Source organism: Mesorhizobium sp. CA5 (assembly GCF_020165105.1).
GTDB lineage: Bacteria > Pseudomonadota > Alphaproteobacteria > Rhizobiales > Rhizobiaceae > Mesorhizobium.
Map to the genome: position 1 here is coordinate 188,821 of NZ_JAIUHJ010000005.1, position 12,734 is coordinate 201,554.

The following is a 12,734-nucleotide window of genomic DNA, read 5'->3' on the forward strand; positions in this document are numbered from 1 at the left end:
TCGCATGCCCGATGACGGTCTTGGCCCTCATTCGCCGGCCGCCATCAGGATTTCGATACGTCGGTTCGCGGCAGCCATCGGATCGGAGGCGATCTTTGGCTTCCGGTCGGCGAAGCCCGCGACCTCGGTGATGCGGCTTTCGTCGACGCCCCCGCGCACCAGCATATAGTAGGCCGAATGGGCGCGGGCGGTGGACAGCCGCCAGTTGTCGTAAGTGTCGCTGCGAAACGGCCGCGCGTCCGTGTGGCCGCTGATGGTAATGGTGCCCTTCTTCTCGTTGACGATGCGGCCGATCTTTTCCATCGCCAGCACCAGCTCGCGGCGCGGCATGGCCGAGCCGATCTCGAACATGCCGAAATCGAGCTGGTCGGTGATCGAAATGACGACGCCCTTGTCGGTGCCCTCGACCGAGACGCCGTCGGCGAGCTTTTCACCCGGCAGGAATGCCTTGGCGAGCTCCTTCTTGATATCCGCCGCTTCCTGAAGAGTGGCTTTGCTCGGCGCCTTTTCGCCTTTGTCGGCGGCTTGCTCGGATTCAGTCTTTTCCGCCTTCGCAGGTTCGGCTTTGGTGTCGGCCGCTGCAGCCTCGCGCTTGTCGACTTCAGCTTTCCCGCCTTGGGCTTTCTCGGTTTCGTCTGCTTCGCCGGACGCCTTCTCGGCCCCGCTTTGCGCGGCCTTTGGCCCGCTCTTGGCGTCGGTCTTTTGCGGGGTTGCCAGCGGCTCCAGCGGCGCGGCCGTCAGGGCAGGGGCGGCCGGAACGACCTTCACCTTCGGCACCGCGGTCGTGGCGACCTTCTCGCCGGGCTTGACCGGATCGCCTTCGATCCTGGCGCGTTCGGCGGTGGCCTCGGCGCCAGGCGCCGCCACTTGCTGCGACCAGAAATCCGGCGCGAACGGATCGCGATAGGATTCGCCGCCGGATGCGCCGGTTGCCGGACCGGCCGCCTGGGCGCCGCCTTCGCCCTTGGCGCTGACGTTCTGCATCACGCCTGTGTCGGCGGCGATCTCCGCCAGCACCGCGTAGGGGTCGGCGAACAGCTTTTCGTCGGAAAGCTGGGCATCCTGCGCCCCGTCCTTGGTCTGCCGGCGTTCGGAGGAACCGGCGCCGCCCTTGCCGTCATCGCCCGCCTTGGTCGCGCCCTGCTGCGGGTTGTCCGCGGTCAATCCGACCTTGCTCGGGCCGTCGCCCAAATCTTCCAGGCCCTTGCGGCTGGAGTTGCGATCGATCAGCTCGACCGGATTGAAATAGCTGGCGACGGCTGCCTTGGTCTGCTCGTTGGCGGCATTGATCAGCCACATGACGAGGAAGAAGCACATCATCGCCGTCATGAAGTCGGCGAAGGCGATCTTCCACACGCCACCATGGTGACCGTCGTCATGACCGTCGTGATTGCGCTTGACGATGATGATCTCGTGCCGGGGGTCGGCATGGTCGACGGCGCTCATGACAGGACCTCCGACAAGGACGCCGACCACTCGGCGATACGCGTCTCGAACACGGTTTCGTCGATGGTGACGGTTAGGTCGAAGCCCGGCGCCTCGCTGAAGTCGAGATTGGCGGCGCGGGATCCGAGCGCCGCCTGCAGCGGCTCGAACAGCGACAACGGGCCGCGGACAGCGATGCGCACGGCCTCGCTGTCGGCGACCGCCGCACTGATGGCACGGGAAAGGGCGGCGAGCGAACGCTCCTGCAGGTTGTCGCTGAGAAGGCCCCCGACGATACGGGCGACGGTTGCGCCGGCAAGCTCGGCAACGCGCTGCTCCATGGCCTCGATGCGCGTGGCGACAGCGGCGCCGAGATCGCCGCCGAAGCTTTCAAGGAATGTTTGCGCGGCCTGGTCGCTGGCCTGGCGCTCGGCGTCGAGCGCTGCCTGATGGGCCAGCGCGAGGCGCGCCTCCAGCGCTGCCTCCGCGTCGGCCACGGCCTCAGCGATCAGCGCGCCGATATCGGCCTGCGGCTCCGGCGCGGCCGACAGATGCTCGGCGTCGCGCGCGGTCGGCGCCTGATTGGCACGCGGCGTGCGCGAACCAAAATCGGGCAGGAGATCGAAGAGGGCTGCGGAGGCCATGGCCTAACCTACGGCTTCCGGGACGGCTGCCCATTTGCGCAGAATCTGCGCGGTGCGCTCCTCGTTGAGGTCGACCATGCGGGCAAGCCGGTCCTGCGGCGCCGGCCGGATTTTCTGGCGCAGGTCATCGAGCGGGGTTGTACCGGCGCGCGCGCCGGGCAGGGCGCCGGCCGGGGCCTCGGCGGTGATCGCGGCGACCGGCGCATCGGGCGTCGGCAAGGAACGCTGCACGTCGTCGAAGCTCGGGCCGGCAATGGCCGCAGGCCTTGCCGACGCCGTCAGCGCGGCGGCCATCGGCTTGAGGCCGAAGAACGCCACCAGGAAGACGACGACGATGAAGGCGCCGGCATTGATCAGCGTGCCGGTATAGGTGCCGATCGAGGCGAGAATGCCCGGCTGATCTATCGGCTCGCCGTCGAGGCCGTTGATGAATTCGACCGCCGAGACGTCGATGATGTCGCCGCGCTTGTCGTCGAAGCCGGTCGCCGAGGCGACCATCTTCTGGATATCGGTGACTCGCTTGGCGATCTGCTCCGGCGTCGCGTCCTTGCCGAGAATGGTCTTCAGGCGATCCTGGTTGACGACGACCGCGATCGACATCTTGTTGACCGTGTAGCCGTTGGAGACGGTGGCGATCTTCTTGGAATTGATCTCGTAGTTCGTGATCTCTTCCTTGCGGTCGTTCTGCGAGGTGGATTGCGGGCCCTCGGTGGTGGTGGTCTGCGTCTCGGGCAGGTTCTGCTCGACGCTGGTCGGGGTCGAAGCCTGCTTCTGGTTGCTGGCCTCGTTGGTCTTCACCGACTGCACCGAACGCTCGACGCGCGAGTTCGGATCGAAGATCGTCTCCTCGGTCTGGCGCGTGTCGGTGTTGACGTCGGCCTTGACGCTGGCGCGGAAATTGTCCGGGCCGAGATAAGGGGTGAGCGCACGGCGGATGTTGTCGCCGATCTGCGCCTCGACCGTCTGCTCGACGCCCAGCGTGCGCGCGGCGCTCGTGTTGGACGGGTCGTCGCCGGCGGCCAAAAGGTTGCCGTTGGAATCGAGCACGGTGACCTTGTCGGCCGAGAGGCCGGGAACGGCCGCGGCGACGAGGTGGCGGATCGACATGGCGCTCTTCTCGGCATCGCTGCCCGCATAGCGGATGACCACCGAGGCGGAGGGCTGCTGCTCGTCGCGACGGAAATTGGCGCGCTCGGACATGACGATGTGGACTCGAGCCGCCTTGACGCCGGCAATCGACTGGATGGTGCGCGCGATCTCGCCTTCCAGGGCGCGCACGCGGGTGATCTGCTGCATGAAGGAGGTGAGGCCGAGCGAGCCGACATTGTCGAACAGCTCATAGCCGGCGTTGGCGCTGGTCGGCAGGCCTTTCTCGGCAAGCAGCATGCGCGCCTGCGCGGTGGTGCCGGCCGGCACCATCACGGATGTGCCGTCGGAGCCGACGTCGAAGCCGATGCCGGCGTCGGCCAGCACCAGTCCGATCTGATTGACGTCGGAACGCTCGAGGCCGACATAGAGCGTCTCATAGGCCGGACGGTTGAGATAGACCGACGCGATGCCGATGACGGCCATGACCAGGGCCGCGATGCCGCCCATGAGCGCCAGACGCCTCACGCCGAAGCTCTTCAAATTCGCGATGATGCTCTGGATCTGTTCCGGCACGATTCAACCGCTCCCAGCATGACTGTCCGCCGGAAGACTAGACCGCGAAGCTTGTGCGAGGATGATAGGCGTGCCGCCGAAGGTCCAGCAAAGCGTCGAGCCGGCTCTTATCGAAAAACGAAAAAGGCCGCGCCCGAGGCGCGGCCTTTCGCCGGTCGGAATATTTCTGCCGATTAGCCGTTCTTGAACAGCGCCAGGATCGACTGCGAGGAGCTGTTGGCGATCGACAGCGACTGGATGCCGAGCTGCTGCTGCACCTGCAGCGCCTGAAGGCGGGTCGATTCCTTGTTCATGTCGGCATCGACGAGCTGGCCGACGCCGCGGTCGATGGAGTCCATCAGGCTCTGGGTGAAGGTCTTCTGCAGGTCGATCGAGCTCTTGGCGGCGCCGAGCACGGTGGCGGCGTCAGTAAGCTGACTCATGACGTTGTCGATCTTGGTGACCATCTGCGTGATGATGTCGTCGGTCACGCCCGTTGCCGTGATGTCGAGATTGAAGGCGGAGACGTTGTCGATCTTGACGGGCGAGCCCGACACAGCGGCTTGACCCGCGGTGTTGGCGGCGATGTCGGTGGCGCCGCCGGCGATCGAGGCCGCGTAAGCGGCATCATATGCCGACTGGTCCGCAGCGGTGGAATAGATCGAAGTCTTGCGATCGAGAATGCCCTGGTTCTTGACGGCCGTCGCGAGGCCGGAATCGAACAGTTTGGTGCTCTCGACATTGATGTCGATGGTGCCGAGCGAGATGGCGCCGGACGAGGAGCGGTTAAACGAGGAGACGATCTGGGCGTCGGGCTGGACGCCGTCATTGGCGGCCGCGACCTGCTTGGACGTCACCGAAAGATAATTCGAGCCGGAGAAGGTGGCGGCATCGGCGAAGGATTTCATCTGCGCCTGCAGCGTGGTGATTTCGGTCTGCGTCTTGGCCTTGTTGGCACCCGATTGGCCGACAGCCGACAAAAGCTTGGTCTTGATCTGGCCGATCGTCGAAAGGACGTTGTTCATGCCAGTGTAGGCTGTATCGACCTTCGAGGCGCCGAGACCGAGCGCATCCTGCACAGTCGACAGCGCCGAATTGTCGGAGCGCATGGTGGTGGCGATCGACCAGTAGGCGGCGTTGTCGGAGGCCTCGGAGACCCGGTAGCCGGTCGAGATCCGGGCCTGCGTCTGCTCGAGCGATTTGTTGGTGGCGTTGAGGCTTTGAAGTGCAGTCAACGCCGCAGCGTTCGTCATGATGCTCGCCAAGAAACTCGCTCCTTCTCAAAAGCCGGCATGCCACGCAGGCCGGGTCTCGACCTGTCCATGGGTTGCGAATCGTGCCGGTCGGGCCGATTCGACAACCTAAGTGATTGGTTAACCATACCTAGCGCGATATGGTTAATGGCCTGTTAAAAGTAGGCTTCCGAGAGGTTAGGGAACGAGGGTTGCGCGAGCCTTGAGCAAACGCAAATCGGGCCGCGCTTTTGGCGCGGCCCGATGCTTTGGTCCGGTCAGTATGAAGCGATCAGCCGCGGAAGAGCGACAGGATCGACTGCGACGAGCCGTTGGCGATCGACAGCGCCTGGACGCCAAGCTGCTGCTGAACCTGCAGCGCCTGGAGGCGGGTCGATTCCTTGTTCATGTCGGCATCGACGAGCTGGCCGACACCGCGATCGATGGAGTCCATCAGGCTCGACGTGAAGGTCTTCTGCAGGTTGATCGAGCTCTTGGCGGCGCCGAGCTTGGTCGCGGCGGTCGTCATGTCCTTCAGCGCGGCGTCGACGACTTTCATCATATCCGCGATCTGGGTATCGCTTGCAGCGGTGGTGCCGGAGAAGATCTTCATCGTGGCGACCGAATAGGTGTCGCCCGCCGCAGCTGCCGCACCCAGGGTCGGGTTTTGCGCAGTGGTGGTGACAGCGCCAGTCGCACCGACGCGGTCGGCGTCGAGGATACCTTTCGACACGCCAGCCGCGGTGCCGGCTTCATACAGCTTGATGCTGTCGACCTTGACGTCGATCGTCGAGATCGAAACTGCGCCGGTGGCATCGCGGTTGAAGGCCGAAACGATCTTGACGTCGGCTGCACTCGTGGCGGTGGCGCCGCTGTTGACCGACAGCATGTTCGTGCCGGAGAACGTGGCGCCATCCGCATAGGCCTTCAACTGGTTCTGAAGAGCGGCGATTTCGACTTGGGTCTTTTCCTTAGAAGCATCGGTCTGGCCGTAGGAAGCGGTCAGCTTCTGCTGGATCTGGTTGATGGTCGAGATCGCGCTGTCCATGCCGGTGTAAGCGGTGTCGACCTTCGAGGCGCCGAGGCCGAGCGCGTCAGAAACGGTGGACATGGCCTGGTTGTCGGAACGCATCGTGGTGGCGATCGACCAGTAAGCGGCGTTGTCGGAAGCCTGCGAGACGCGATAGCCCGTCGAGATACGGGACTGGGTGGTGTCGAGGTTCTTCTGGGTGGCGTTCAAGCTCTGCAGAGCGGTCAACGCCGAGGCGTTGGTCATGATACTGGCCATGGTACTCGTACCTTGTTTTTACACGGATTTTTTTGACATACCGGCATGTCCGGTATGACGGTGCGGCATCATGCCAATGACCGCTCAGTCGGGTCACCCGCCATCTGCGAGCGACTATGGCGGCAAGTTGCTACCAAAGAGCTAAATCGGACGGTTAATCGAAAATAATGTTGGAAGGCTTGCGCGCACCTTCCTCAAGCCGTCGAGACGCGACGCGGCACGCTTGCGCGCGGTCCGGCGGAAACGATCAGGTGAAGGATCGTACCAGGCTGCCGACCAGAAGGTTCCAGCCGTCGATCAGCACGAAGAACAGGATCTTGAACGGCAGCGATACCACCGTCGGCGGCAGCATCATCATGCCCATGGCCATGGTGACGGTGGCGACGATGAGGTCGATGACGAGGAAGGGCAGAACGATGAGGAAGCCGATCTCGAAGCCGCGCCGGATCTCCGAGATCATGAAGGCGGGCACCAGGATGCGCAGGTCGACGGTCTCGCGCGAGACGGTCTGGCCGCGCTCGCGAGCGAGGTCGGCGAAGAGGTCGAAATCCTTGTCGCGCACATTGTGCAGCATGAAGTCGCGGAACGGGCCGGAAATCTTCTCGAACGCCTCGCCCTGCGTGATCTGGTTGTCTATCAGCGGCTTGACGCCGGTGTTCCAGGCCTGGTCGAAGGTCGGCGCCATGACATAGAAGGTCATGAACAGCGACAGCGAGATCAGGATCAGGTTGGCCGGCGTCGATTGCAGGCCGATGCCGGCGCGCAGAATCGAGAAGGCGATGACAAAGCGGGTGAAGCTCGTCACCATGATCAAAAGGCCCGGAGCCACCGAGAGCACTGTGAGCAGGCCGAACATCTGAATCAGATAGCCGACGGTCGTGCCGTCGGCCTTGCCGATGCCGCCAAGATCGAGCTGCTGAGCCGCAGCGACGGACGTGGTGACGACGATGAGCGCCGTGGCTATGAGGAACTTTCTCATTCGAGCAGCATCGTCCTGACGAGAACCTGTTTGACGTGGCCGCCGCTGCGCAGCGCCGCGCGCTCCTCGAGATCGGCCTTGAGATGCTGGTAGCCGCTGGCGCCTTCGATCTGATGCAGCTTGAGCGTGCGCACATAGGCAAGCAGGTCCTGGTGGATCTGCTCGGTCACTTCCTGTGGCTGCGGGGCATCGTAGAGCAGCGACGCCTCCAGCCGGATCCAGACTTCCGACGGCGAGGCGAGATTGGTAGTGATCGGCGCCAGTTGCACCAGCGCTGGCCCGGCGCCCGCCTTGCCGCCTTCGGCGGGTTTTTCCGCGGCACCGGCGTTTTCCGGCGCTGCGGGCACCGCTGCCGGCGTTTCGCCTTGCTTGAGATAGCCGCCGGAAAGCCAACCCATCCCGACGGCCGCGCCGGTCATGGCCAACAGCATGGCGAGCTGGATCGCCAGGGAAGGTCCCTTCTTCGGCTGGACTTGCTCGACATTTGCCACGGCAGCGCTCTCCCGGCCCTAGAAAGGAAGAACCTGGTCGAGGATCTGCTGGCCATAGGCGGGCTGCTGGACCTCGCTCACACGGCCACGGCCGCCATAAGAAATGCGCGCCTCGGCGATGCGCTCGTAGGGGATGGTGTTTTCCGCGCCGATGTCGGACGGACGGACCATGCCGGCGATGGTCAGCACCCGAAGCTCGTAGTTGACGCGCACCTCCTGCGAGCCCCTGATCATCAGATTGCCGTTGGGCAGCACGTCTGTCACGACAGCGGCGACATTGAGCTCGAGATTTTCCGAACGTTTGATCTCCCCATCGGCATTGGTCTCGGTGCTGGAGCTCAGGCCGGCGTCGCCCTTGCCGCTGGTGCTTGCCTTTTCCCATCCGAGATTGACGTCATAGCCAAGCTTGCGCGCGGCGGTGCGGCTGCGGTCGTTCTGGTTCTTGAAATTGGCCTTGTCGTTGAGCCTGATGTTGACGGTCAGGATGTCGCCGGCGCGCAGCGCGCGCGGATCGGTAAACAGCCGGCTCTGGCGATCGTCCCACAGCGAGAATTTCTTCGGCCGGGAGGCAGGCGGCTCGGGGTAGCTGTAAGGGCCGGAACCGCCTTCGCCGATGCCGGAGCCGACCGGCGACAAAGCGGGCTCCCTGCCGACCTCCCTGAGATCGGTACCGCAGCCGGCCAGGGTGGCGAGGGCGATCAGGGCCAGCAATTTCAACTTCATGACGGATCAACCCTTCGCGCCGCGCTGGCCATGATGCCGGTGAGCGTCGCCGCCGCCTTCTGGTCCATTTCGTTCAGGATGACGCCGGCCTTGCGCGAATCGAGCTTCATCAGGATGGCCGCCGCGAGCTCGGCGTTGACCATCGCCAGACGTTCGGCGGCGGCATCGGGCTTCATGCCGGCATAGATCTTGACGACGCCGTCCTCGGCGCGCGCCAGGAACACCTCGCGGCGCTTCAGCCATTCCTCGTATTCGGCCCGCTTTGCCTCCAGCGCTTTCATGCGCTCGTCGATGCCGGCCTGCAGCTGCTTCAATTCCTCGGCCTGGAGAGCGTAGCGGCGGTCGCGCGCGGCGTCCGCGATGTTGGAACAGAAGCGCTGGATCTCGCTTTCGTCCGGCGCCTTGCCGCCTGCGAGCGCAGCCGGCTGAAGCGGCGCGTTTTCATGTGTGAGCTGTGCCGGCTGAACCGGCGCCTGACCGCCCGGCAACACCTGTCGTACCTCGTCCGCATGGGCAGCGGTGCCGCCAAGCAGAGCAACCATTGCTGCGATGGCCCGGAAGCTCAGGTGACGGCGGGGTGTTAGGGAGGAAAGCGCGATCATCGGCATGCCTATTGGAGAACCAGATCGGCCTGCAAGGCGCCGGCCGATTTGATGCCTTGCAGGATGGCGATGATGCCGTCGGGCTTCACGCCGAGGCGATTGAGGCCCGAGACCAGCGTTTCGAGGTCGGGACCGTCGAGCACGGCAACGCGGGCGTCGGGCCGGCTCGCCTCGATGGCGGTGAAGGGCTCGACGGCGGTGTGACCCCTGGAGAAGGGTTCCGGCTGAACCACCTTCGGCGCTTCGGTGATGCGCACGGTGAGCGTGCCGTGGCTGATCGCCACGCGCGAGATCCTGACATTGCTGCCGATGACGATGGTGCCGGTGCGCTCGTCGATGACGACGCGGGCAGGGGCGTCGGATTCGACGACGAGATTTTCGATCTCGGCATAAAAACGCGCGGCCGAGACATTCCTCGGCCGCCTGATCTGCACCGTGCGGGCATCGCGTTCGGCGGCGACCCGCATGCCGAAGCGCTGCGAGGTGTAGTCGTTGATGGCGTCGGCGATGCGGATGGCGGTCGAGAAATCGGGATTGCGCAATTGCAGCGTCAACACGCCCTGATCATCGAACTCGGCCGGCACCGAGCGCTCGACGATAGCGCCGTTCGGCACGCGGCCGGCGGTCGGCACGCCTTGCGTCAACTGCTCAGCTTGGCCCTGGGCGGTGAAACCGCCGACGATCACCGAGCCCTGCCCGACGGCATAGATTTCGCCGTCGGCCGCCTTCAGCGGCGTCATCACCAGCGTGCCGCCGGCGAGCGAGGTGGCGTCGCCCATCGAGGAGACGTCGATGTCGATGCGGCTGCCCGACTGGACGAAGGGCGGCATGTTGGCGGTGACGATGACCGCGGCCACGTTCTTGGAGCGCGCGCGGCCGTCTTCGGTGGCAATGCCGAGATTCTCCAGCATGGCCCGGATCGACTGTTCGGTGAACGGTGAGTTGCGCAGGCTGTCGCCGGTTCCGGCGAGGCCGATGACCAGACCATAGCCGACGAGCTGGTTGTCGCGCGCGCTCTGCAGCTGGGCGATGTCCTTGATGCGCGCCGCGACCTGACCAGGCGGCAACGTGCTTGGCCCGGTCGAGACCCGGAACATGCGCTGGGTGGTGGCCGGATCGTATTCCGGATCGTCGTAGACACCGCCGTTTTTCTGCGCGAGCTCCCGCTTGGCCTTGGGCGTCAGCCCATCCGCCAATGCCGGCTGCAGGCCGATGGCGGCGCTCAGCAGAAGAACAAAGGCGCGCATCACGAAGCGCCGACCTTGATGGTGCCGTCGGCCATCACCGTGCCCGAGATGATCTTGCCGCTGTCGGTGTTGCGGATCTTGATCTGGTCACCGGCAGCACCTGGCTGCAGCGTGACGCCGGCGGCCGAAATGGTGAGCGAGCCGGCGGTGAAATAGACCTGCACGGAAGCGCCCTGCTCGACCAGCCAGGCGTCGCGGATGGCAGTCACCGGGATGTAGCGGCCGGGCAGCAGCGTGCGCTTGGCAACCTTACCCTGAAGCTCCTCCGAGCGCGTCGCCATGCCGTCCGGCTTGTGCTTGCCGGGGATGAGCGTCACCTGCTTGAGCGAGGCGGGCTCGATGATCTCGCCGGGATAGATGACCCGGTTGGGGATCAGCACGGCCTCGCCGACGACCTGGCCGGCGGCGATCTGGTTTGCCGACTGGCCGGTCGGGTCCTGCGCCAAAGCCGGCGTGCCGGCGGCCACCAGGACGGTGGCCAGCACGGCGCGACGGAGTGCGGAGGAGATCGGCCAGGCCATCATCCGTTACCTGATGTTCTTTGAGACCACCGAGGCCATGTCGTCGGCGGCCTGGATGACCTTGGAATTCATTTCGTAGGCGCGCTGCGCCGAAATCAGCTCGGTGATTTCCTTCACCGGATCGACGTTGGAGGATTCGAGATAGCCCTGCTGGATCGTGGCGAAGCCCGGATCGCCGGGGACGCCCACATTGGCCGGGCCTGAGGCGGCCGTTTCCTGGAAGAGGTTGTCGCCGAGCGGCGCCAGGCCCGCCTCGTTGGCGAAGTTGGCGATCTGAAGCTGGCCGAGCAGCTGGAGGTCGGTCTGGCCCTGGATGCGGGCGAAGACCTGGCCTGTCTTGTTGACGATCACCTCGACCGCGTCGGTCGGCACAGAGATGGCCGGAATGACATTGGCGCCGTCGACCGTCACGAGCTGCCCGGTGGCGTTGGTGTTGAAGGCGCCGGCGCGGCTGTAGAGCGTGGCTCCATCGGCGCCCTCGATCTGGAACCAGCCCCTGCCGGTCAACGCCAGGTCGAAGCTGTTGCCGGTGCTGGTCAGCTCGCCTTGCGTGTGGACGTTGCGCACCGCCGTCGTCTTGACGCCAAGACCGATCGAGACGCCTTCCGGCACCAGCGAGGTGTTGGAACGGTTGGGCACCCCTTGGGTGCGGTCGACCTGGTAGAGCAGGTCGGAGAATTCGGCCCGCGCCCGCTTGTAGCCGGTGGTGTTGATGTTGGCGATGTTGTTGGCGATGACTTCCAGGTTGGTCTGCTGGGCATTCATGCCGGTGGCGGCGATGGCAAGGGCTTTCATGACGCTAGATACTCATGCGGCTGATTTCGAGATAGGCCGAGACGACCTTGTCGCGGATCGCGATGGTGGTCTGCAGCGCCTGCTGGGCGCTCAGCACCGCATCGACAACTTGACGCGTATCGGCGTCGCCCTTCAGGGCCTGTATCGACATCTGCTCGGCGCCCTGCAGCGTGTTGACGGTCTTCGTCGCCGCTTGGCTGAGCACCTCGGCGAAGCTGCTGCCGACGCTTTCGCCGGTCTGCGTTCCGACGCCGCCCTGCAGCAGGTTCGGTGACGCCTGCTCCGCCCCGTCAACCGCCGTCTTGAATTGTATTGCCCCGATACCGCCGATCATTACTGGTTCCTCATCAGGTCGATGGTCATGGAAATCAGATCGCGAGCCTGCTTGATCACCTGCAGGTTGGCTTCATAGGAGCGGTTCGCCTCGCTCATGTCGGCCATTTCGACCAATGTGTTGACATTGGGCATCTTGACGTACCCTTTGGCGTCGGCGGCTTCGTTGCCGGGCTGGAATTCGATCGGGAAGTCCGAAGGATCGCGGGAGATCGCGTTGACTTCCACCAGCGAGCCGCCGGTTGCGCGGTCGACCTCGGACTGGAAGGTGATGGTCTTGCGGCGATAGGGATCGGCGCCGGGCGTGCTGCCGGTCGACTGGGCGTTGGCAAGGTTCTCCGAGACCACGCGCAGCCGCTCGGACTGGGCGCCAAGGCCGGATGCCGCGACTTTGAGGGCTGCAGTCAGCGCATCCATGATCAGCTCTTCACCACCATCGTCATCATCGAGTGGAAGGCCTTGACGATCGCCGTGTTGAGCTCGAAGGAGCGGCGGACCTCGCCGGCTTTCATCAACTCCTGTTCGAGAACCACGGTGTTCTTCGACGGCATGATCGCGCCGTCAGGGTCCTCGGGCTTGACGTTGAAGCCGGCATTGGCCCTTTCGCCGCCAAGGTGGCCAGTCTGCGTGCCGGCAAGCGTCACCGCGGTCCGGTCGAGGACCTTTTCGAAGGGCTCGACGTCATTGGCGGTGTAGCCGGGCGTGTTGGCATTGGCGATGTTGGAGGCAATCGCCGACTGGCGCACGGCCAGCCATTGCGACTGCCGCGTGGCGAGATCGAAAAGATTTACGGGTTCCATGGGAATCTCCCGG

15 protein-coding genes are annotated in these 12,734 nt (G+C 64.6%); all 15 read right to left on the reverse strand.

Features of this window, described 5'->3' with window-relative positions; all coding sequences use genetic code 11:
• Positions 1-27: 27 nt before the first annotated feature.
• The 15 genes from LB529_RS09035 to flgB all read right to left on the reverse strand — a co-directional run bounded on the left by LB529_RS09035 (position 28) and on the right by flgB (position 12,721).
• On the reverse strand, positions 28-1,446 hold the full coding sequence (locus LB529_RS09035) for a MotB family protein (RefSeq protein ID WP_224710871.1): 1,419 nt from the start codon (positions 1,444-1,446) through the stop codon (positions 28-30).
• Positions 1,443-2,069, reverse strand: coding sequence for a hypothetical protein (locus tag LB529_RS09040; RefSeq protein WP_224710872.1), 627 nt, complete (start codon positions 2,067-2,069; stop codon positions 1,443-1,445). Before LB529_RS09040 ends, LB529_RS09035 begins: the two co-directional genes overlap by 4 nt.
• Positions 2,070-2,072: 3 nt before the next feature.
• Positions 2,073-3,731 (reverse strand): flagellar basal-body MS-ring/collar protein FliF, encoded by a 1,659-nt coding sequence (gene fliF, locus LB529_RS09045; protein WP_224710873.1) that lies wholly within the window; start codon positions 3,729-3,731, stop codon positions 2,073-2,075.
• Positions 3,732-3,904: 173 nt separating this feature from the next.
• The gene (locus tag LB529_RS09050) at positions 3,905-4,975 is read right to left on the reverse strand and encodes a flagellin (protein WP_224707839.1); all 1,071 of its coding nucleotides are present in this window, start codon (positions 4,973-4,975) and stop codon (positions 3,905-3,907) included.
• Between the two features lie 259 nt (positions 4,976-5,234).
• Positions 5,235-6,230, reverse strand: a complete 996-nt coding sequence (locus LB529_RS09055; protein WP_140842058.1) for a flagellin — start codon at positions 6,228-6,230, stop codon at positions 5,235-5,237.
• A gap of 247 nt (positions 6,231-6,477) precedes the next feature.
• Entirely contained in the window at positions 6,478-7,209 is a 732-nt protein-coding gene (fliP, locus tag LB529_RS09060) for a flagellar type III secretion system pore protein FliP (protein WP_224710874.1), read from the reverse strand.
• A complete protein-coding gene (gene fliL, locus LB529_RS09065) occupies positions 7,206-7,700 on the reverse strand; it encodes a flagellar basal body-associated protein FliL (RefSeq protein ID WP_224710875.1) in 495 nt (164 codons plus the stop codon). The genes fliP and fliL overlap by 4 nt, the downstream gene beginning before the upstream one ends.
• 18 nt (positions 7,701-7,718) lie before the next feature.
• On the reverse strand, positions 7,719-8,423 hold the full coding sequence (flgH, locus tag LB529_RS09070) for a flagellar basal body L-ring protein FlgH (protein WP_224710876.1): 705 nt from the start codon (positions 8,421-8,423) through the stop codon (positions 7,719-7,721).
• A complete protein-coding gene (locus LB529_RS09075) occupies positions 8,420-9,031 on the reverse strand; it encodes a MotE family protein (protein WP_095766378.1) in 612 nt (203 codons plus the stop codon). Before LB529_RS09075 ends, flgH begins: the two co-directional genes overlap by 4 nt.
• 2 nt (positions 9,032-9,033) lie before the next feature.
• Positions 9,034-10,122 carry a flagellar basal body P-ring protein FlgI gene (locus LB529_RS09080; protein ID WP_224524643.1) on the reverse strand — a complete coding sequence of 363 codons (1,089 nt, stop codon included), beginning with the start codon at positions 10,120-10,122 and terminating at the stop codon, positions 9,034-9,036.
• Positions 10,123-10,271: 149 nt separating this feature from the next.
• Entirely contained in the window at positions 10,272-10,793 is a 522-nt protein-coding gene (gene flgA / locus LB529_RS09085) for a flagellar basal body P-ring formation chaperone FlgA (protein ID WP_224710877.1), read from the reverse strand.
• Positions 10,794-10,799: 6 nt separating this feature from the next.
• Positions 10,800-11,588, reverse strand: coding sequence for a flagellar basal-body rod protein FlgG (gene flgG / locus LB529_RS09090; RefSeq protein WP_095766381.1), 789 nt, complete (start codon positions 11,586-11,588; stop codon positions 10,800-10,802).
• A gap of 4 nt (positions 11,589-11,592) precedes the next feature.
• Positions 11,593-11,922 carry a flagellar hook-basal body complex protein FliE gene (locus tag LB529_RS09095; RefSeq protein WP_095766382.1) on the reverse strand — a complete coding sequence of 110 codons (330 nt, stop codon included), beginning with the start codon at positions 11,920-11,922 and terminating at the stop codon, positions 11,593-11,595.
• Positions 11,922-12,338 (reverse strand): flagellar basal body rod protein FlgC, encoded by a 417-nt coding sequence (gene flgC, locus LB529_RS09100; protein ID WP_095766383.1) that lies wholly within the window; start codon positions 12,336-12,338, stop codon positions 11,922-11,924. The genes LB529_RS09095 and flgC overlap by 1 nt, the downstream gene beginning before the upstream one ends.
• A 2-nt stretch (positions 12,339-12,340) precedes the next feature.
• Positions 12,341-12,721, reverse strand: coding sequence for a flagellar basal body rod protein FlgB (gene flgB, locus LB529_RS09105; protein ID WP_224710878.1), 381 nt, complete (start codon positions 12,719-12,721; stop codon positions 12,341-12,343).
• Positions 12,722-12,734 lie beyond the last annotated feature (13 nt).

Excerpts from the sequence above, each read along its gene's own strand:
- LB529_RS09035 (WP_224710871.1), bottom strand. The coding sequence starts at position 1,446 with ATGAGCGCCGTCGACCATGCCGACCCCCGGCACGAGATCATCATCGTC.
- LB529_RS09040 (WP_224710872.1), bottom strand. The coding sequence starts at position 2,069 with ATGGCCTCCGCAGCCCTCTTCGATCTCCTGCCCGATTTTGGTTCGCGC.
- LB529_RS09055 (WP_140842058.1), bottom strand. The coding sequence starts at position 6,230 with ATGGCCAGTATCATGACCAACGCCTCGGCGTTGACCGCTCTGCAGAGC.
- fliP (WP_224710874.1), bottom strand. The coding sequence starts at position 7,209 with ATGAGAAAGTTCCTCATAGCCACGGCGCTCATCGTCGTCACCACGTCC.
- flgH (WP_224710876.1), bottom strand. The coding sequence starts at position 8,423 with ATGAAGTTGAAATTGCTGGCCCTGATCGCCCTCGCCACCCTGGCCGGC.
- LB529_RS09075 (WP_095766378.1), bottom strand. The coding sequence starts at position 9,031 with ATGCCGATGATCGCGCTTTCCTCCCTAACACCCCGCCGTCACCTGAGC.
- LB529_RS09080 (WP_224524643.1), bottom strand. The coding sequence starts at position 10,122 with ATGTTCCGGGTCTCGACCGGGCCAAGCACGTTGCCGCCTGGTCAGGTC.
- flgA (WP_224710877.1), bottom strand. The coding sequence starts at position 10,793 with ATGGCCTGGCCGATCTCCTCCGCACTCCGTCGCGCCGTGCTGGCCACC.
- flgG (WP_095766381.1), bottom strand. The coding sequence starts at position 11,588 with ATGAAAGCCCTTGCCATCGCCGCCACCGGCATGAATGCCCAGCAGACC.
- LB529_RS09095 (WP_095766382.1), bottom strand. The coding sequence starts at position 11,922 with ATGATCGGCGGTATCGGGGCAATACAATTCAAGACGGCGGTTGACGGG.
- flgC (WP_095766383.1), bottom strand. The coding sequence starts at position 12,338 with ATGGATGCGCTGACTGCAGCCCTCAAAGTCGCGGCATCCGGCCTTGGC.
- flgB (WP_224710878.1), bottom strand. The coding sequence starts at position 12,721 with ATGGAACCCGTAAATCTTTTCGATCTCGCCACGCGGCAGTCGCAATGG.